General features: G+C 62.2%; 13 protein-coding genes. 4 read left to right on the top strand and 9 right to left on the bottom strand.

The features are described from left to right. Positions 1-14: 14 nt before the first annotated feature. Together priA and EHF33_RS04785 are read right to left on the bottom strand one after the other, a co-directional pair. A complete protein-coding gene (gene priA, locus EHF33_RS04790; protein WP_124868358.1) occupies positions 15-2522 on the bottom strand; it encodes a replication restart helicase PriA in 2508 nt (835 codons plus the stop codon). Positions 2523-2699: 177 nt separating this feature from the next. Next, positions 2700-4022 carry a tetratricopeptide repeat protein gene (locus EHF33_RS04785; protein ID WP_241191263.1) on the bottom strand — a complete coding sequence of 441 codons (1323 nt, stop codon included), beginning with the start codon at positions 4020-4022 and terminating at the stop codon, positions 2700-2702. 139 nt (positions 4023-4161) lie between these two features. Between EHF33_RS04785 and EHF33_RS04780 the strand changes: the two genes are divergently transcribed. After that, positions 4162-5328: a pyridoxal phosphate-dependent aminotransferase gene (locus tag EHF33_RS04780; protein ID WP_124868356.1), complete on the top strand. Its 1167-nt coding sequence runs from the start codon at positions 4162-4164 to the stop codon at positions 5326-5328. Between the two features lie 70 nt (positions 5329-5398). After that, a complete protein-coding gene (locus EHF33_RS04775) occupies positions 5399-5623 on the top strand; it encodes a hypothetical protein (protein ID WP_124868354.1) in 225 nt (74 codons plus the stop codon). Positions 5624-5631: 8 nt separating this feature from the next. Here EHF33_RS04775 and proB read toward each other — a convergent pair whose 3' ends face one another. The 4 genes from proB to mntE all read right to left on the bottom strand — a co-directional run bounded on the left by proB (position 5632) and on the right by mntE (position 9829). After that, positions 5632-6723 carry a glutamate 5-kinase gene (gene proB / locus EHF33_RS04770; protein ID WP_124868352.1) on the bottom strand — a complete coding sequence of 364 codons (1092 nt, stop codon included), beginning with the start codon at positions 6721-6723 and terminating at the stop codon, positions 5632-5634. A gap of 49 nt (positions 6724-6772) precedes the next feature. Next, positions 6773-7450 carry a DUF6683 family protein gene (locus EHF33_RS04765; RefSeq protein WP_124868350.1) on the bottom strand — a complete coding sequence of 226 codons (678 nt, stop codon included), beginning with the start codon at positions 7448-7450 and terminating at the stop codon, positions 6773-6775. Positions 7451-7617: 167 nt separating this feature from the next. Then, on the bottom strand, positions 7618-8841 hold the full coding sequence (locus tag EHF33_RS04760; protein ID WP_124868348.1) for an MFS transporter: 1224 nt from the start codon (positions 8839-8841) through the stop codon (positions 7618-7620). Positions 8842-8929: 88 nt separating this feature from the next. Beyond that, positions 8930-9829 carry a manganese efflux transporter MntE gene (gene mntE / locus EHF33_RS04755; RefSeq protein ID WP_124868346.1) on the bottom strand — a complete coding sequence of 300 codons (900 nt, stop codon included), beginning with the start codon at positions 9827-9829 and terminating at the stop codon, positions 8930-8932. A 455-nt stretch (positions 9830-10284) separates the two neighbouring features. On the opposite strand from mntE, the gene EHF33_RS04750 reads away from it, so the two are divergent. Together EHF33_RS04750 and EHF33_RS04745 are read left to right on the top strand one after the other, a co-directional pair. Further along, entirely contained in the window at positions 10285-10707 is a 423-nt protein-coding gene (locus tag EHF33_RS04750) for a bleomycin resistance protein (protein WP_124868344.1), read from the top strand. A gap of 50 nt (positions 10708-10757) precedes the next feature. Beyond that, positions 10758-12971, top strand: coding sequence for an ATP-dependent helicase (locus EHF33_RS04745; RefSeq protein WP_124868342.1), 2214 nt, complete (start codon positions 10758-10760; stop codon positions 12969-12971). A 12-nt stretch (positions 12972-12983) separates the two neighbouring features. Here the strand turns inward: EHF33_RS04745 and EHF33_RS04740 are convergent, their stop codons facing one another. The 3 genes from EHF33_RS04740 to EHF33_RS04730 are packed head-to-tail and all read right to left on the bottom strand — an operon-like array spanning position 12984 to position 16038. After that, positions 12984-13448: an NUDIX hydrolase gene (locus EHF33_RS04740; protein WP_124868340.1), complete on the bottom strand. Its 465-nt coding sequence runs from the start codon at positions 13446-13448 to the stop codon at positions 12984-12986. A 43-nt stretch (positions 13449-13491) separates the two neighbouring features. Next, entirely contained in the window at positions 13492-14046 is a 555-nt protein-coding gene (locus tag EHF33_RS04735; RefSeq protein WP_124868338.1) for a hypothetical protein, read from the bottom strand. A gap of 45 nt (positions 14047-14091) precedes the next feature. Beyond that, positions 14092-16038: an N-acetylmuramoyl-L-alanine amidase gene (locus EHF33_RS04730; RefSeq protein ID WP_164473409.1), complete on the bottom strand. Its 1947-nt coding sequence runs from the start codon at positions 16036-16038 to the stop codon at positions 14092-14094. Between the last annotated feature and the right edge of the window lie 55 nt (positions 16039-16093).

Genomic DNA, 16093 nt, shown 5'->3' with positions numbered 1-16093 from the left:
TTCTTGAAGTTTTTTTATACCCCCAGCCCGCCGCGCGGCGTCACGTCCACCCGCACCCGCGCTTTGAAACTGCGGTTGAGCGCTTCCAAGAGCGCCGAAAGCCTCGCTTCGTCACGCACCCGCAGCATCAGATGATACGGATACAGCCCCCTGACCCGCGTGACCGGACTGGGCGCTGGGCCCAAGACTTCGGCGGAAGTCGCTCCGGCGGCAAACAAGGCCTGCGCCACTTCATCGGCTCCGGCGCTGGCGCGGCTTTGATCGCGGGCGGTGATCAGCACCTGAGCCAGCGTCGCGTGCGGCGGATAGTGCAGCGCCCGGCGCAACTCGTACTCGCTGCTGGGAAAACTCAGCGCGTCGAGCCCGTCCACCACGCTTCTGAGCGCTGGATGCTCGGCCTGAAAGGTCTGAACCAGCAGCAGTGGAGCGCGTTCGGGGTGCCAACTGATGAGCTGTCTGAGCAGCCGGTGGTAGCGCTCCGAGGCGCGGAAGTCCGATAAGTTCAGCCACGTGTCGGCCAGCGTGATGCCGATCAGGGCCAAGTTGGGCAGCGCTTCTTGCGACAGCAGCGCTTGGGTGCCCACCACCACGCCGCTCTCCCCGTTCATCAGAGGCGTCAGGTCGTCTTGGTGGTCTTTGTCGAAGCGGTAGACCGGGCAGCCCGACAGCAGGGTTCCCGCTTCGGCGGCAATCCACTCGGTGCCGGGGCCTTTGGCGCTCCACATCATCTCGCCGCACACGTCGCAGCGCTCAGGTATGCCCTGCGCGTAGCCGCATTGGTGGCAGGTCAGTTGGCGGGTGTGTTGGTGCAGCCGCAGAGGAATATCGCAGTTGCGGCACTGCGGGGTATGTTCGCAGGCTGGGCAGCGAATCAGCGCCGAATAGCCGCGCCTCGGAGCCAGCAGCACCGCTTGCCGCCCGCGCTCGGCGACTTGGCGCAGCACTTTGGCGAGGTCGTGCGAAATCGGGTAGCCCGATCCAGACCCGCGCAGCTGCACTGCACTGAGCGGCCCCATCTCGGGTTGGGGGGCGGGGTTGGCGTAGTCCACGATATGCAGGCGACTGCGCGGCGCGTCTAGCACCACCCCCGCGTGCGGCACACTTTCCACTGCTGGAACCGTACCGACATAAGCCAGCGGTGTTTGCAGGGCGCGGGCCATTCTGGCGGCCAAGTCCGGCACGAACACCCCCGAGCCCGACAGCAATTTATAAGCGTCGCTGCCTTCTTCCATCACCACCACCAGGGCCAGATCGGCGATGGGCGCGGGCAGCGCCAGCGCCGAGCCGATGACCAGCCTCGCCGCGCCCGACTGAATGAGTTGCCAAGTGTGTTCGCGCTGCACTTCGCTGAGAACACCTGAAAAGAGCGCGGCCTGTGTACCGGTTTCCTCAGCCAGGCCGCTGAGTGCATCCCAAGCGCGGCGCAGCGTGGCGGCTTCGGGAGCCAGCACCAGCACGCCGCGTCCGAGCTCCAAGCGGCGGCGAATGCGGGCGGCGAGGCGCACGAAGCGCTCGCGGTCACGCCCGCCGTGCAAGCGCCACACCAGCTCCTCGGGCAAATCATCGGGCACAGGGCGCGGCGCGGCGGCAGGCAGCGGCAGAGCGGGCGGCGGTGCGGGAACTTCCACGCTGTCGGCCCAGCGGCGGGCCAGCACACCGGCAACCTGACTGCCCGACACGCCAGCGGCCTGCGCCCAGGCGCTCTGGGTTTCAAATTGCCCAGCTGCCCGCAGCACCTCCCAAGCGTGGGGTAGCTGAGCGTCAAGTTGCACCGGCTCGGCCCAGCCGCGCTGCAACACCGCCATCACCACGCTGCTGCCCACGCCCGCTCGCCGCCCCCACTCGCTTAGGCCGCTGACCGGTCCATGTTCGCGCAGCCATTCCCAAGCTTTTTGTTGCCGGGCTGTCAGCGCAACTGGACTAGCAGGCAGGGCTTGCCAAGCGGTCTGAACGCGCTGCTCGGCGGGAACCTGCGCCCAAGGCCGCGCTCTGTAAACGCTGGTCATGCGCGGCAGCAGGGTGAAATCTTCTTCCAATAGCCCTTGTTCGCGCACGGCATCAAGCAGGGTTGGAGCAAAAGCACTGGCGTCTGTCCAATCGGGAGTGGGCGTGTGCGGCCCAAAGACGCTCAATTCGGCGTCCTGCACAGCCCGGACGCGGTGACGGTAGCGCGGCGTGAGTCCGACGCCCAGCAAGTCCGAGAGCAGCAAGCCGGTGGGCACCCGCGAAAGGGCGCTGAGACTGGCCACGCCTTCCAAAAAGCCCTTGCCGACCCACGCCGCTTCGTCTAACACACCCGCCACTTCGCGCAGCTTGTGTCCGCTGCCCGCGCCTCCGCCCACCACCACGCCCAGCGCCAAGTCGCCGCGCCAGGGCACCAGCACCCGCCGGCCCAGTGGCAGCGCTTGTGAGCCGTGCAGCGCGGCAAAATCGTAAGCTGGCAGCGGCAACGGCAGCGCCACCGACCAGACAGCGGCGGTGGGCGAAGTGGCAACGGGAGAAGCAAGCAAAGCGGCAGACATGCGAGCGGCAGTATCCCGCCTCGGGGGTGTGCGGGTCTGTGGCCCAAGGTGGGGTGCTAAAAATTATAAAAAATCAGAAACAAGATTAAACAATTCGTTTAATCGATAGCTTGGAGAATTTTATATTCAACTGTCAAGCAGTTCGTAAAACGGAGCGCATTTTTGTGACAAGTCGTCTCACCGCGTCCGCTGTACGCCGTCGAGTGCCAATTGATAATTGGGAGCGAGCCGAGCGGCGCGGCTGTAAGAATCCAGCGCCTTAATTTTATCGGGGGCGGCGTCTTGTCCAGACCGCTCGTAAGAAAGACCCAAGTAATACAGGTACTCGGGTGTGGTGCTGGCCAACGCCACTGACTTGGTGAGATTGTTGCGGGCTTCTTTTAAGTTGCCCTGATCGAGCTCTAAGCGGCCCATATAATAATAGAACTCTGGATAACGCAGTGGATCGAGTTTGATCGAGGCCAAGAGCTGAGTTCGGGCGGTTTTGGCGTCTTTGGCCAAATACGACACCACCCCGTATTGACCCACCGCATACGGATTTTGAGGCGCGACGCGGGCCGCCTGCGCCGCTTCAGATTTGGCGGCGTTGATGTTGCCGCTCAGGGCCAACAACTTGGCGTAATAAGCTCGGTTGAAGGGATCGCTGGGATCAGCAATGACGGCCAACTGTAAATAATTGAGCGCCTGCGGAATATCACCAGTGGCGTAATACATGTCGCCGATATTGTATAAGATGATGCCGTTGTCAGGATTGAGGGTGTTGGCTTTCTTGAATGTTTCGATGGCTTTATCACTTTGCTGCTGCAAACGGTAGATATAGCCGCGCTCATTATAAACTTTAGATAAATTGAGATCGAGCTTATCGCTTTCGCCGCCGCGTGTCGCCGCTTCGCCCGCATCCAGCACCTTGAGGGCGGCGTCTAAGTTGCCCAAAATAGGACTGCGGTCGGAGGTGCCGACATACTGAGCTTGGTACGCCTGCGCCAGAGCCAAGTAGCCGCTGACATTGCGCGGGTCTTGTGCCACCAGCTTTTTGAGGGTGTCGAGCGCTGGGCCGTAGAGCCGCAGCCGCGACTGGGTGCGTCCCAACCCCAAGAGCGCTCCGCTGACAGACGGATCGGCCTCCGCCGCTGCGCGGAACGCCAGATAAGCGTCGCCGAAATTGCCTTGGTCGTAGTACAGCACGCCCAGCGCCACATAATTGGCGGCAGGCGGCCTCGGCTTGGCGGGTAAGCCGGCAGCGGGCGCGGGGACGGGAACGCTCGGGGCAGTGGTCGCCGGAGGCGTGGAGCTTGGAGCAGCCGGCGCGGCGGTTTGTGCGGCGCTCAGTGTGAGGTTCAGCGCGACCAGCAAGGCGGCGGCGCGGCGGCTTGGAACTCGGCGGCCTCGGACTGAATTTTGGGGCCCTAAACCTTGAGCCAAACACAAATCCAAAACAACCTTGGGCCACGCCGAACGGGGTGCCAGATTCGGGGCCATCTCTGCGTTGCTGTTGGGCATCGCCGCTCAGTATAGGGAGTTTTGGAGGAGCGGGCATGAAAAAGAAGTGATGCAGGCAAATCTGGAGGTGTGAGCAGCGCCTTTTCCCACTCCAGACGCCGCCCCAAGGTTCAGGGGTCTGGACGCTTATGATGCGGTCATGACGACGCCGATTCATATTTCACTTTCGCAAAAAGTGCAAAGTCTCAAGCCTTCTTCCACGGTGGCGGTCACGTCGCGGGCGCTCGAACTCCAGCGCTCCGGCGTGGACATTCTCTCCTTGTCGGTGGGGGAGCCGGATTTTGATACCCCGCCGCATGTGGTGGCGGCGGCCAAAGCGGCTTTGGATGCCGGCAAAACCCGGTACACCAACGTGGGCGGCATTCCTGAACTGCGTGAAGCGATTGCCGCCAAACTCCAGCGCGAAAACGGCCTGACCTACGCGCCCGAAGCGGTGGCCGTCACCAGCGGCGGCAAGCAAGCGCTGTTCAACGCCTTCTTCGCGCTGCTCGATGCGGGGGATGAAGTGCTGATTCCCGCGCCGTACTGGGTCAGCTATCCCGAAATAGTGTCTTTTGCAGGCGGCGTGCCGGTGGCGGTGCCGACCACGCCCGAAAGCGGTTATCAGTTGGACGCGGAGGCGCTGCGGGCTGCCGTCACTTCCAAGACCAAGCTGATCGTTATCAACAGCCCCAGCAATCCGACCGGCGCGGTCTATCCGGAACAGACCTTACGGGCGGTGGCTGAGCTGGCCCGTGAAAAAGATTTGCTGATCATCACCGACGAGATGTACGAGCACATCGTCTACGACGCCCAGCACGTCAGCATTGCCCGCTTCGCTCCGGAGCGCACCCTGACCATTAACGGTGCCAGCAAAGCCTACGCCATGACCGGCTGGCGCATCGGCTACGCGGCGGGGCCGTTGCCGCTGATTCAGGCCATGAACGCCATTCAGAGCCAGAGCACCAGCAACGCCAACAGCATCGCCCAGTGGGCGGCGGTGGCGGCCATCAGCGACAGTTACGAATTTATTGAACGTAGCCGTGCCGCCTTTTGGGAGCGCCGTGACCGGATCGTGGCGGGCCTCAACGATCTGGGGTTGCCGACGCCCACTCCGCAGGGCGCGTTCTACGTGATGGCCGACACCACGTCCATTCATCCCGACGAACTGGAGGCCGCGAGGATCATCTTGGACGAAGCGCGGGTGGCTGTCGTGCCCGGTACCGACTTCGCCGCTCCGGGCCGGGTGCGCCTGAGTTACGCCGTGAGCATGGAGACCATCGAGGAAGTGCTGCGCCGATTCAAAGCGCTGCTGGACAGCCGTTAAGCAGGCTTCATGAACGCTTGAAGACCGAACTTCTTACCCAGTCGCGGCTTGTCAGCGGTATCATGACAACATGTCAAGAGCGTTTACCAAAGAAGACAGTGGGGTTCGCTGGGAAGCGCCCGCCGAGGCCAAAGCCTACCGCCTACTCTGGGACGGGAGCGGCGACAACGACGTGCTGCGCGAGTCTGATGATCTGCTCGAGTTGCTGAAGTGGGCGCAGGCGAGGGAGCAGGGGAGATACCTGGTGCAGAGTGCGGACGGCAAAGTGTTGGCGCAGGTGCTGGAAGCGGCCTAAACGCCGTGCTATAGCAACACCAAATCGTCTCTGTGCACCACTTCTGGCCCCTGGTTAAAGCCCAGTGCAGCCTCGATGGCGCTGCTGCGGAGGCCCACGATGCGGCGCAAATCCGCTGAGCGGTAACGGGTCAGGCCGCGTGCGATCTCCTCGCCGCTGGGCGCAAACAGGCGCACGGTATGGCCGCGCTCAAAATCGCCTTCCACGCCGCGCACGCCCACGGCCAGCAAACTGCTGCCGCGCTGGCGCAGCGCTGAGGCCGCTCCCTCGTCGAGTAGGACCCGCCCGCTGGCAATTTCAGCCAGAATCCAGCGCTTGCGGGCTTCGAGCCTGGAGCCGCCCGCCACAAAACGGGTGCCGATGGCCTCGCCCGCCGCTGCCCGCAGCAGGGCGTTCTCGGCGTCACCGGGGGCCACGATAACCGGCGTTCCGGCGCGGGTGGCGATTTCGGCGGCTTGAATCTTGGTGTGCATTCCGCCAGTGCCTCTATGCGAGCCAGCGCCGCCTGCCAAAGCCCACACCGAAGCGTCGATGCTGCTCACTTCGGGAATCAGCACGGCGTCGGGGTGGGTGCGCGGGTCGGCGGTATACAGGCCCGGCGCGTCGGTGAGAATCACCAGCAAATCGGCTTCGGCGAGGTTGGCCACGAACGCCGACAGCGTGTCGTTGTCGCCCACTTTGAGCTGGGCGGTGGCCACCGCGTCGTTTTCGTTGATGATCGGCAGGACGCCCCGCGCCAAGCAGCTGTCGAGGGTGGTGCGGGCATTCAGGTAACGGGTACGGTCTCGGAAGTCGGCGGCGGTCAGCAGCACTTGGGCCACCTTGAGGCCGTAAATCTCGGCGAGGGTCGCGTAGGTGTGCATCAGTACGCCCTGACCGACTGCGGCCAGCAGTTGTTTTTCGGCCACGGTGCGGGTGCGCGGCGGAAACCCCAGCGCTTCCCAGCCTGCCAGTACCGCCGCCGACGTGACCAAAATGACTTGGTGCCCACCGGATTGCAGCGCCGCGATCTGGCGCACCAAATCCACCATACGGGGCCGGTCGAGGCGGTCAGAGCCGCCAGTGAGCACCGAAGTGCCGAGTTTGAGAACGACGCGCATAGCTTAAGAGTCTAGCGGGGTGAGGCGGGGGTTGTGGCCTGAGGCTCGCTCAAAGTTTCATGCCCTTCAAGACGATGGCGGCCAGCGCTTTGGCGGTGGTGCTCAGTTCAGCGCTGGCGTCGTCCGCGCCACTTTGGGCAATGGCGGCGATCAGTGCGCCGGTCATCACCGACGTTTCGTACATCGCCTGAAGATCGCTTTGTTTGCCTTTCATCACGCCGGAATCCACCAGCAGGTCATTGAGGCCGCGCTGCAACGCTTCCGTTTCAGTCTCGCCCAGCTCCGCGCCGGTCTGCACCTGAAGACTGATCCCGATCAGCAAGGTCAGTCCGCTGGCCAAATTGTTTTTCCGAAACTCCGGAATGCTCTGGGCCGCGTTGAAAAGTTGCAAACAGGCGTCGGCCATCTGCTTTTGATCGCTCGCCTTTTGCACCATCGCCGCGCAGTTCTTTTGCTGAGTCGGAGCGCCCTTGAAGGCGAAATCGGTTTTGGAAAGCTCGTATTTGTACTTGATGGGTGTGGCGGGGGGCTTAAGGGCCTGCTGAACCACCTTGGCGGTGAAATCGGGTCTGACGGTGGCCGCCACATACCCCACCGAGCGCTGCGCGAAGCTCTGGTAATTTTGAAAGGAAGGGGTGAAAAATTGAGCCTGTCCACTGCTCAGCAACGCGCCCGCTGCCAGCATCACTTGCCACCTGTTCGGTTTACCGTGCCGGACGTTGCCCATCCTGTCTCCTCAAGTTTGGCTCAAAAGAATAACGAAGTGGCGGAACGCCGTTTTGAAAACTCCTCACAGCCTTTGGTTCAGCGCTTGTTGGGTAACAATCATAGCTGACCTTCCGTCTATTTTCAAGAAAACGCGCTGAATTTGCCGATTAGGAGAGCAACTCTTGGTCAGGCCGCTTGATTTGGCGCTTTCAACTTGTTGCCCGTAAAGCTCAGAGCCAGCAGCGCTGCGCCGACGAAGGCAATCGCCAGAGAACCCCACACGAAGCCCTGCGCGGGATGGGCGTTGGGCGCGGCCAGCAGCAGCGGACTGAGAAACTGGCCCAAAAATACCGCGCTGCTCATGCCCGCCACGATGCGCCCACGCCACGCCGCCGGGGTGATGTCGGCCAGCCAGGTGTAGAGGTTGGGCAGCACCAAGCCGCCGCCGAGGCCGCCCAGCACCAGCGCGGGCAGCAGAGCGGCAATACTGTGGGCCTGCGTCACCACACTCCAGCCCGCCGCCAGCAGCAAAAAGCCGAGTGCCGCAACCCGGCGCGGATCGAAGCGGCCCGAAAAGCGCGAGTACAGCAGCGAAGTCACCGCCGCCACCAGCGTAAAAGTGCCGAGCAGCAGCCCGGTGCTGGCGGGCGCGGCTCCCAAGGACTTCATCAAAAATGGCCCCTGCGCGGGCATCAAATAAAACACCACCATATAAGCCAGCGCCAGAGCGTAGACCAGGCCGATGGCGGCCCAGCGCGGCCTTTCACCGAGGTCAAGGCTGTGATGGGGCTTGGGCACGCCCCTAGGCAACTTGAAGACCAACGGGAGCAAGCAGAGCGCCACCAAGTAAATGCCGAACGGAGCACGCCAGCCAACGCCCGCCAGCACCCCGCCGAGCGGCAGCAGCACCGCGCCGCCGAAACTGCTGAAGGCCGCTTGCTGACTCAGAAACTGACCGCGTGCTGGGCCGCTGAAGAAGTCGTTGATCAGCGCTCCGCTGGCGGTCATGGTGCCCGCGACGGCGAGGCCCAGCACGACGCGCCCCACCAAGAGCATTCCCAGCGAGCTGACGAGTAGGCCGCTGGCTCCGCCGAGGGCGTACAAGAGCAGCGAGCCGATCAGCACGGGCCGCCGCCCGTAGCGGTCTGCCAGCACGCCGCTGAGTGGAGCGCTCAGCGCAATCGCCAGGCCCACGATCGTCAGCGCCAGTTTGACGAGCAATTGAACGTTAGGCTGTGAAGTAAAGTGGGCTTGCATCGCCGGCAGTGCGGGCGCGATGGTGGCCCCCGCCATGATGGTCAGCGCGGAAAGCAGCAGTAAGGTCAGGCGAATTGAAGCCTCTGGCGCTGCGCCCGCTTGGTCTTTGGGCGGCGTGGCAGAGGAAACGGTGGCGGGAGCGGTGCGGGTCATGGAAGCCATCATAACTTCAAAAAGTAAATTGGTTTGTTAGACAAAGCCAGTTCGAGCGTTCGGTTTCATTTGTAGAGAGGGCTGCCGATTACAGCACCAACACCCCTTGGTGCTTGGCTTTTTCCTGCGGCTCCACGTGAATGGTGACGCTCACGCCCTCCACCGCCAATTGTAGGGCGTCTTCCAAGCGGTCACAGATGGCGTGGGCGGCTTCCACCGTCATCTCGCCGGGCACCACCAAATGAAACTCCACGAAGGTGAGCGCTCCAGCGTGGCGGGTACGCAGGTCGTGGGCTTCCAAGGCTCCCTCGCCCTCCAAGCTGATGGCCTGCCGGATGCGTTTTTCGGTGTCGGGATCTACGGCGGCGTCCATCAAGCCGCCCACACTGTCGCGGACGAGGCCGTAGCCGCTCCATAAGATATTGAGGGCCACCAGTGCGGCGAGGAGCGGATCGAGGATAAACCAACCGGTCAGCTTGGCCAGCAGCAAGCCGCCCAGCACGCCCACGCTTGTCACCACGTCTGACATCACGTGCCGCCCGTCGGCCACCAGCGCCGGAGAACGCCGCGCTTTGCCGGTGCGCAGCAGCACGCCCGCCCAGACAAAGTTGATGACGCTGGCCCCCGAGCTGATGAGCAGGCCCAGCAGCGGCGCTTTCACTTCGTGCGGGTTGAAGAGCAGCGGGTAGGCCGTCCAGAGAATGCTCAGCGCGGCCAGCACAATCAGCACGCCCTCGGACACCGCCGAAAAATACTCGGCTTTGCTGTGGCCGTAAGGGTGGCCCGCGTCGGCAGGGCGGGCACTGACCCGCAGCGCGAAGTAAGCCCCGCCCGCCGCCGCCACGTTGATGATGCTCTCCAAGGCGTCGGAATACAGCGCCACGCTGCCGGTCAGCCAGTAAGCGAGAGATTTGAGACCCAGCACCAACATTGCCACCACAACGCTTTGCAGCGCGGTGCGAATGGCGTGGTGGGGGGATGAAAGCATTGGCACAGAGTACAAGATGAAAATGGGTCAGCGTGCGGACACTAAACTGGCTTGATGTCTGCCGCGCCGCCCCCACCAACTGGACGCCGCCCCGTGCGGCCCGCCGAAGTTGACATCTGGCACGAATGCTCGCGCTGCCGCTACCCGATGCTGAGATGGTCGGCCCTGTGCGGCGAGGTGCCTCAGCGGGGTTTGCCGCAGTTTGAATTCCCGCTGCCTCCTCCAGCCGAGCCTTTCTCCTTTGCGCGTTTACTCTTCACTCCACGCACCAAGCGGGGTGGTGGATCTGTGCTTGTGGTTGGTTTGTATTTGATCAGGCTGGTGATAGACGAAATTGAGGTTCGGCTGCGAAGGTGCAAATATCGCCGCTTATTCGGCGTCGCCAGGCCGGACGACTGGGTCTGCGCCAACTGCCTGCACCGCGAGTCTCCAGTTCGGATAGCTACACTGGGCGAATGACCGAAGCCAACCTTTCCCATGTTCCCATCACCGAGTGGGCCGCGCTGGTGCCGGAGTTAGATGTCCGCGATCTGGCGCACAGTCAAGACGTGTACACCCGCTTGTTCGGTTTTACTGTCAACTACACCCGCCCCGGCTTTGTTTACCTCAGCTTGGGCCGCATTCAGTGGATGCTCTCGCAAATCCGTGAGGGCGGCTCTTGGCAAACCGGAGCGCTGGACTATCCGCTGGGGCGCGGGATCAATTTTCAAATCAGCGTGCTGGATGTGGACGCGCTGTACAAGCGGCTGGAAGCGGACTCCTATCCTATTTATGTGCCGATGAAGACTTCAATTTATCTGGAAGGCGGCACCGAGCATGAGCAGCGCGAATTTCTGGTGCTCGACCCCGACGGGTATCTGCTGCGCTTCACCGACTGAGGCCTTCTGCCCACAGCGTAATCCCGCCGCCTTCGCGCTAGACTCTGCCGATGACTGTGCGTGACCTTCTCTCCGAACTCAACCCCAATCAGGCCGAGGCTGCCGCCCACTACGAAGGCCCGGCGCTGGTCATCGCAGGCGCGGGCAGCGGCAAAACCCGCACCCTGATTTACAGGATTGCCCATCTGATTCAGGCGCATCAGGTCGACGCGGGCCAGATTCTGGCCGTGACTTTTACCAACAAAGCCGCCGCCGAAATGCGCGAACGCGCCTCGCATCTGATCCCCGGCTCAGAGCGCTTGTGGATGAGCACCTTTCACTCGGCAGGCGTAAGGATTTTGCGGGCCTACGGCGAATACATCGGCCTGAAGCGCGGCTTTGTCATTTACGACGACGACGATCAACTCGATATTCTCAAAGAAATCATGGGCAGTATTCCCGGCATCGGCCCCGATACCCATCCCCGCGTCTTGAGAAGCATTATCGACAAAGCCAAGAGCAATCTGCGCTCGCCGAACGACTTGGACAAGTGGCCGGAGCCGTATATCAGCGGCCTGCCACGCGACGCTGCCGCTGAGGCGTTCAGGCGCTACGAAACCCGCAAAAAAGCCCAGAACGCGATTGATTTTGGCGACCTTATTACCGAAACGGTGCGGCTGTTTCAGGAAGTGCCGGGCGTGCTGGCAAAGGTGCAAGACCGGGCCCGATTTATTCATGTGGACGAGTACCAAGACACCAACAAAGCGCAATATGAATTGACGCGGCTGCTGGCTTCAAGAGACAAGAATTTGCTTGTGGTGGGCGACCCCGATCAATCGATTTACAAGTTTCGCGGCGCAGATATTCAAAATATTCTCGACTTTCAAAAAGATTATACGGGTGCCAAAGTCTACATGCTTCAGCACAACTACCGTTCCAGCGCCCGCGTGCTTGGCCTCGCCAATAAACTGATTGAAAACAACACCGAACGCTTAGAGAAAACCCTCCTGGCCGTCAAAGAAGACGGAATGCCGGTGATGTTTCACCGCGCCAACGACCACCGGGGCGAAGGTGATTTCGTGGCCGAGTGGGTGACTCGGTTGCACGCCGAGGGCCAGCCGTTCAGCAAAATGGCAGTGCTGTACCGCACCAACGCACAGTCCCGCGTGATCGAAGAATCAATGCGGCGCGTTTCCATTCCGGCCAAGATCGTCGGTGGAGTCGGCTTTTATGACCGGCGCGAGATCAGAGACATCCTGGCCTACGCCCGCCTGAGCATCAACCCAGTCGACGACGTGGCCCTGCGCCGCATCATCGGGCGGCCCAAGCGCGGCATCGGCGACACGGCCCTAGAAAAGATGCTGACTTGGGCGCAGATCAACGGCACTTCACTGCTGACCGCCTGCGCCAACGCCGAGAGCATTCTGGAGCGTGGAGCCAGCAAGCCCGTCGAATTTGCCAAGTTGATGGAAGCCTTTTCTGAGGCCGCCGACAATTACTCGCCCGCCAGTTTCCTCAAATTCCTGATCGAAAGTAGCGGCTACCTCGATCTGCTGCGCCAGGAAGGGCAAGAAGGCCAGGTGCGCCTGGAGAACCTGGAAGAACTGGTCAACGCCGCCGAGGAATGGAGCCGCGAGAACGAGGGCGGCATTGCCGAGTTTTTGGATGACGCCGCGCTGCTCTCCAGCGTGGACGATATGCGAACCAAAATTGAAAACAAAGATCAGCCTGAAGACGCCGTCACACTGATGACCATGCACAACGCCAAGGGCCTAGAGTTTCCCAGCGTGTTTATCGTGGGCGTGGAAGAAGGGCTGCTGCCCAGCCGCAACAGCCTCAATGAGCAGGGCGGCATCGAGGAGGAGCGGCGGCTGTTTTATGTCGGGATCACGCGGGCGATGGACAGGCTCTTTCTGAGCGCCGCGCAAAACCGGATGCAGTACGGCCAGACCAAGAGCGCCGAGGACAGTAGGTTTTTGGAGGAACTGGGCGACGGCTTTGACAGCATCGATCCTTACGGGCGGGTAATCGACTACAAGCAAAAGACTTGGCGCGACTTCAGGCCCGTTGGCCCGCAAACCGCGCCCAGCGCCGTGAAAAACACCAGCCCGCTGACTTCGGAAATGGCGTACCGGGGCGGCGAGAAAGTCAAGCACCCCAAATTCGGGGAAGGGCAAGTCTTGGCGGTGGCAGGTGTGGGCGACAAGCAGGAAGTCACGGTGCATTTCGCTTCGGCGGGCACCAAAAAGCTGATCGTCAAGTTTGCCAATTTGAGTAAGGCCTGAGCGTAAGGGTAGCTAACGCCGAGACACCAGATGCCGCACGCCCTCGCTCGGCAAGTTGAGGAGAGCGGAGCGCAAAAATGGCGGCATCAGTTGAGCTTCTTCTAAGCGCTCCAAGCTGACCCACTCAAAAGCACTGGTCAAGTCAAATTGATTGTCAAACGGCTGCTCAGGCAAGTCAGGCGGTGACTCGGCCAGATAGTAAAAGCCGATTTCATGCGTGAATTGGCCCTCATTCTCGAAGAAGTTTTCCAGCAGGTAGCTTAGTTTGAGTGGCCCCACCGCTTGCCCCATTTCTTCTTGTATTTCGCGTTTGGCGGCGCTGAGGCTATCTTCACCAGCTTTGATGCGGCCCCCTGGCAAGTAGCACCAAGACGCCCCATTTTCGCGGCAAATCAGCAACTTGCCGCCGCGAATAAGAATCACGGCGGCTCGGCTCAAGAAACGGTGCTGGCCCAAATGGATGTCTACATCAGTCATGCAACCAGTGTGCGGTCTAAATGCATCCACTCCGCCAACTGGCTTATTTCACCGAGATACGAACCGGCTGGGCGCTGATTTTAGCGGTTTGTTCCGGCTCTCCGGCGAACCCCTGAAACCAGCCTTCCACCATGTACTCGCCCGCTGGCAGCTTGAGGGTGCGCTCAAAGGTGGCGCTGCCGCCAGCCGCTGCGGTGCGTTCAACCATTTCCTGCGTGCAAATGCGCTTATCGCCGGTCGGATAGACCACTTCCCGCGTGCCGACTTGCAGCACCCGGATGCTGGGAACTGCCGCACAGTTTTGATCGCTGTCGCGTCCGGCACTGAAATTCATCGGTGAGAGCTGGCCGTTTTTCAGCGTCAGGCTGATGCTGAATTCAGTGCCCACCGTGCGCGGAATCTGTAAGATGGCGCTGACCCCTTCCATTGACCTGACCGCCCGCGCGGCCATGTTATTGGTGTCTGGCAGGGTTGGGGCCGAGGTGGACAGCGGCACCGCAGGCTGGCTGCCAACGGGCGGAATTTCGGGCAAGGTGCTCTGCGCCGCAGCGGGCAGTGACAGAAGGCCCAAGAGTAAAAGGGGCAACAATTTGTTCATGCCGCTCAGTCTAAATGACGGGGGTGACCAGGCGCTGATGAGCGCTTAAGGCTCTGAGATGGGCGGGGGAGGCAAAACCGGAATGGGCGTCGCTGGAAGGCTGGGCGCGGGCAACGGCACCAGCGGCGCGTCCGGCTGCGGCGCACGGGGCAACGGTGTCAGTTCGGGAAACGGCTGGGGAGCGGTGGGCGTGGGCTGAGCGCTCTGGCGCTGAATTTGATACTGGGCTTGCTGCGCGTAATCGTCGGCAATGCCCTGCGCGATGCCCTGCGCCAAAGCCTCGCGGCCCGCACCGCTCATCAGCAGCCTCAAATCATCCGCTTGGGTTAGGTAAGCCATTTCGATCAGCAAACTGCGCTGCGAAGTCGGGCGGGTCAGGGCCAAACTGCTGACCCGCAGGCCCGGCACGCTCAGCGGCGGCAGAGCGCTGGTGCGCAGTTGTGGCGCGGAGCGCGGGATACTCCGCAGCAAAGCGCTGGCCAGCCCCCAGGTCATCGGGTGAAAACTGTAGAGTTCCAGGCCGCGCCGCTGCCGAGGATCAACGCCGTCTGGTAGGGCGTTGGCGTGAATGCTGATCAGCAAATCGGCCTTGAGGGTTTCGGCTAGCAGCGGGCGGTCATACAGCGCCACCCGCACGTCACGGTCACGGGTCAACCGGGCGTCGGCTCCCTGCGCCCGCAGCAGGTCTGCCACCCGCGCCGCAATCGGCAGTGTGATGTTTTTTTCCGGCTCACCCAAGCTGCCCGCGCCGCCGAGTTCCGAGCCGCCGTGTCCGGGGTCGATCAAAATCACTCGGCCTTTGAGCGGCTGGGCAACATCGAGGCTGGGCGCTTTGCGCAGGTGCAAGATCAGTGCGCCTTGCTGATAGCTGACAAAGTAGCCCCAATTTTGAACTTGCGGCAGCCTGACGCTCAGTTGCAGTGCTGAACCGCTCGGCATCCAACTCAGTTCCGGCGCGTTGGCGGCGGCGAGCCTTCCAGCAGGCAAGCTGGCGCTGGCGAGCGTCAGGGTCAGGCCCGCGTTGGAGCCAACCGAAGTTTCCTCCAGGCTCAGGGGCGTGCGCTGGGCAATCGGTAGCCGAATTTGCCACTCATCCGGCAAATCGAGCAGTTGCGGCGTGCCTGCGGCGGCTTGCGGCGGCGGCGTGCCGATGGGCAACAGCGTCAAGACCGATTTGAGCGCGGTGGCCAGGCCGCCCGGCCCCTGCACCAGGTAGTCTTCACCCAAATTGCCCAGAACACTCAGCCGCTGGCCCTGCTTGGGAAACAGTAGATCGGTGGCCTCAGGGCCGGTGGCAAAAGCGCTGGTGCTGGGATTGACGCCCAGGCCGACGTCCGCCGCGCTCACTTCGGCCACCCGCGCCGCGCCGCTGGGGTTGGAGGTCACTTTGCCACTGGCGGTGGCCGTCACGGTTTTGCCGTCTGTGCCGGTCAAGCTCACTTTGATTGCGGCAGCGCTGAGCGCCAAGTTTTCCGGCAAAGTCAAGGTGGTCTGATACCAGCCGGCGGCTCTGGGTGGGCGGGCGCTGGCGGCTTGCTCGGTGAGGCGAAAAGTCCCCCAGCCACTCACGGTCACGCTGGCTTTGCCGCCCGGCGAGCCCTGAAAGCCCACCGCCAAGCTGCGCCCTTCAAGCGGCACGCGGGTATACAGCGTCAGCGGCTGAGCGGGGCTGAGCGTGCCGGCTTTGATGGCGGTCGGTCTGGCACTCAGGGCGCGGGGCGGGCTGAATGTGACATTGAACATCACGGCGCGGCTTTGGCTGCCGAGTGTGCTGACCAATTTGAGGGCGTTCTTGCCGGCGCTCAGCGGCAGCCATTCCATGAATAGGCCGTCTGCGCCGACATTCAGCGCCCGCCCATTGACGCTCAAGCTGGCGCTGGGGCTGACGTGACCTTCAAAAATCACGTGGTCATACGGCACATTCGAGTTGGCCGGTGGATACGCCACCACGATTTCAGGCGCGGCGGCGTGAGCACTGGAAAAGAGGGTCAAAGTCAGAGCAAAACCGCAGCAAAGGCGCATGGCCGCTACCTTAGCGTCTGCTTTT

Source organism: Deinococcus psychrotolerans (genome assembly GCF_003860465.1).
Taxonomy (GTDB): Bacteria; Deinococcota; Deinococci; order Deinococcales; family Deinococcaceae; genus Deinococcus; species Deinococcus psychrotolerans.
Note: the sequence above shows the minus strand (reverse complement) of the source record. Positions and strands in the feature narration are given on the sequence as shown.

What these genes read in the sequence shown, in the direction of transcription:
- EHF33_RS04735 (WP_124868338.1), bottom strand. Translation starts at nt 14,046, where the DNA reads ATGAACAAATTGTTGCCCCTTTTACTCTTGGGCCTTCTGTCACTGCCC.
- EHF33_RS04740 (WP_124868340.1), bottom strand. Translation starts at nt 13,448, where the DNA reads ATGACTGATGTAGACATCCATTTGGGCCAGCACCGTTTCTTGAGCCGA.
- EHF33_RS04765 (WP_124868350.1), bottom strand. Translation starts at nt 7,450, where the DNA reads ATGGGCAACGTCCGGCACGGTAAACCGAACAGGTGGCAAGTGATGCTG.
- EHF33_RS04760 (WP_124868348.1), bottom strand. Translation starts at nt 8,841, where the DNA reads ATGACCCGCACCGCTCCCGCCACCGTTTCCTCTGCCACGCCGCCCAAA.
- EHF33_RS04775 (WP_124868354.1), top strand. Translation starts at nt 5,399, where the DNA reads ATGTCAAGAGCGTTTACCAAAGAAGACAGTGGGGTTCGCTGGGAAGCG.
- EHF33_RS04780 (WP_124868356.1), top strand. Translation starts at nt 4,162, where the DNA reads ATGACGACGCCGATTCATATTTCACTTTCGCAAAAAGTGCAAAGTCTC.
- proB (WP_124868352.1), bottom strand. Translation starts at nt 6,723, where the DNA reads ATGCGCGTCGTTCTCAAACTCGGCACTTCGGTGCTCACTGGCGGCTCT.
- EHF33_RS04745 (WP_124868342.1), top strand. Translation starts at nt 10,758, where the DNA reads ATGACTGTGCGTGACCTTCTCTCCGAACTCAACCCCAATCAGGCCGAG.
- priA (WP_124868358.1), bottom strand. Translation starts at nt 2,522, where the DNA reads ATGTCTGCCGCTTTGCTTGCTTCTCCCGTTGCCACTTCGCCCACCGCC.
- EHF33_RS04750 (WP_124868344.1), top strand. Translation starts at nt 10,285, where the DNA reads ATGACCGAAGCCAACCTTTCCCATGTTCCCATCACCGAGTGGGCCGCG.
- mntE (WP_124868346.1), bottom strand. Translation starts at nt 9,829, where the DNA reads ATGCTTTCATCCCCCCACCACGCCATTCGCACCGCGCTGCAAAGCGTT.
- EHF33_RS04785 (WP_241191263.1), bottom strand. Translation starts at nt 4,022, where the DNA reads ATGCCCAACAGCAACGCAGAGATGGCCCCGAATCTGGCACCCCGTTCG.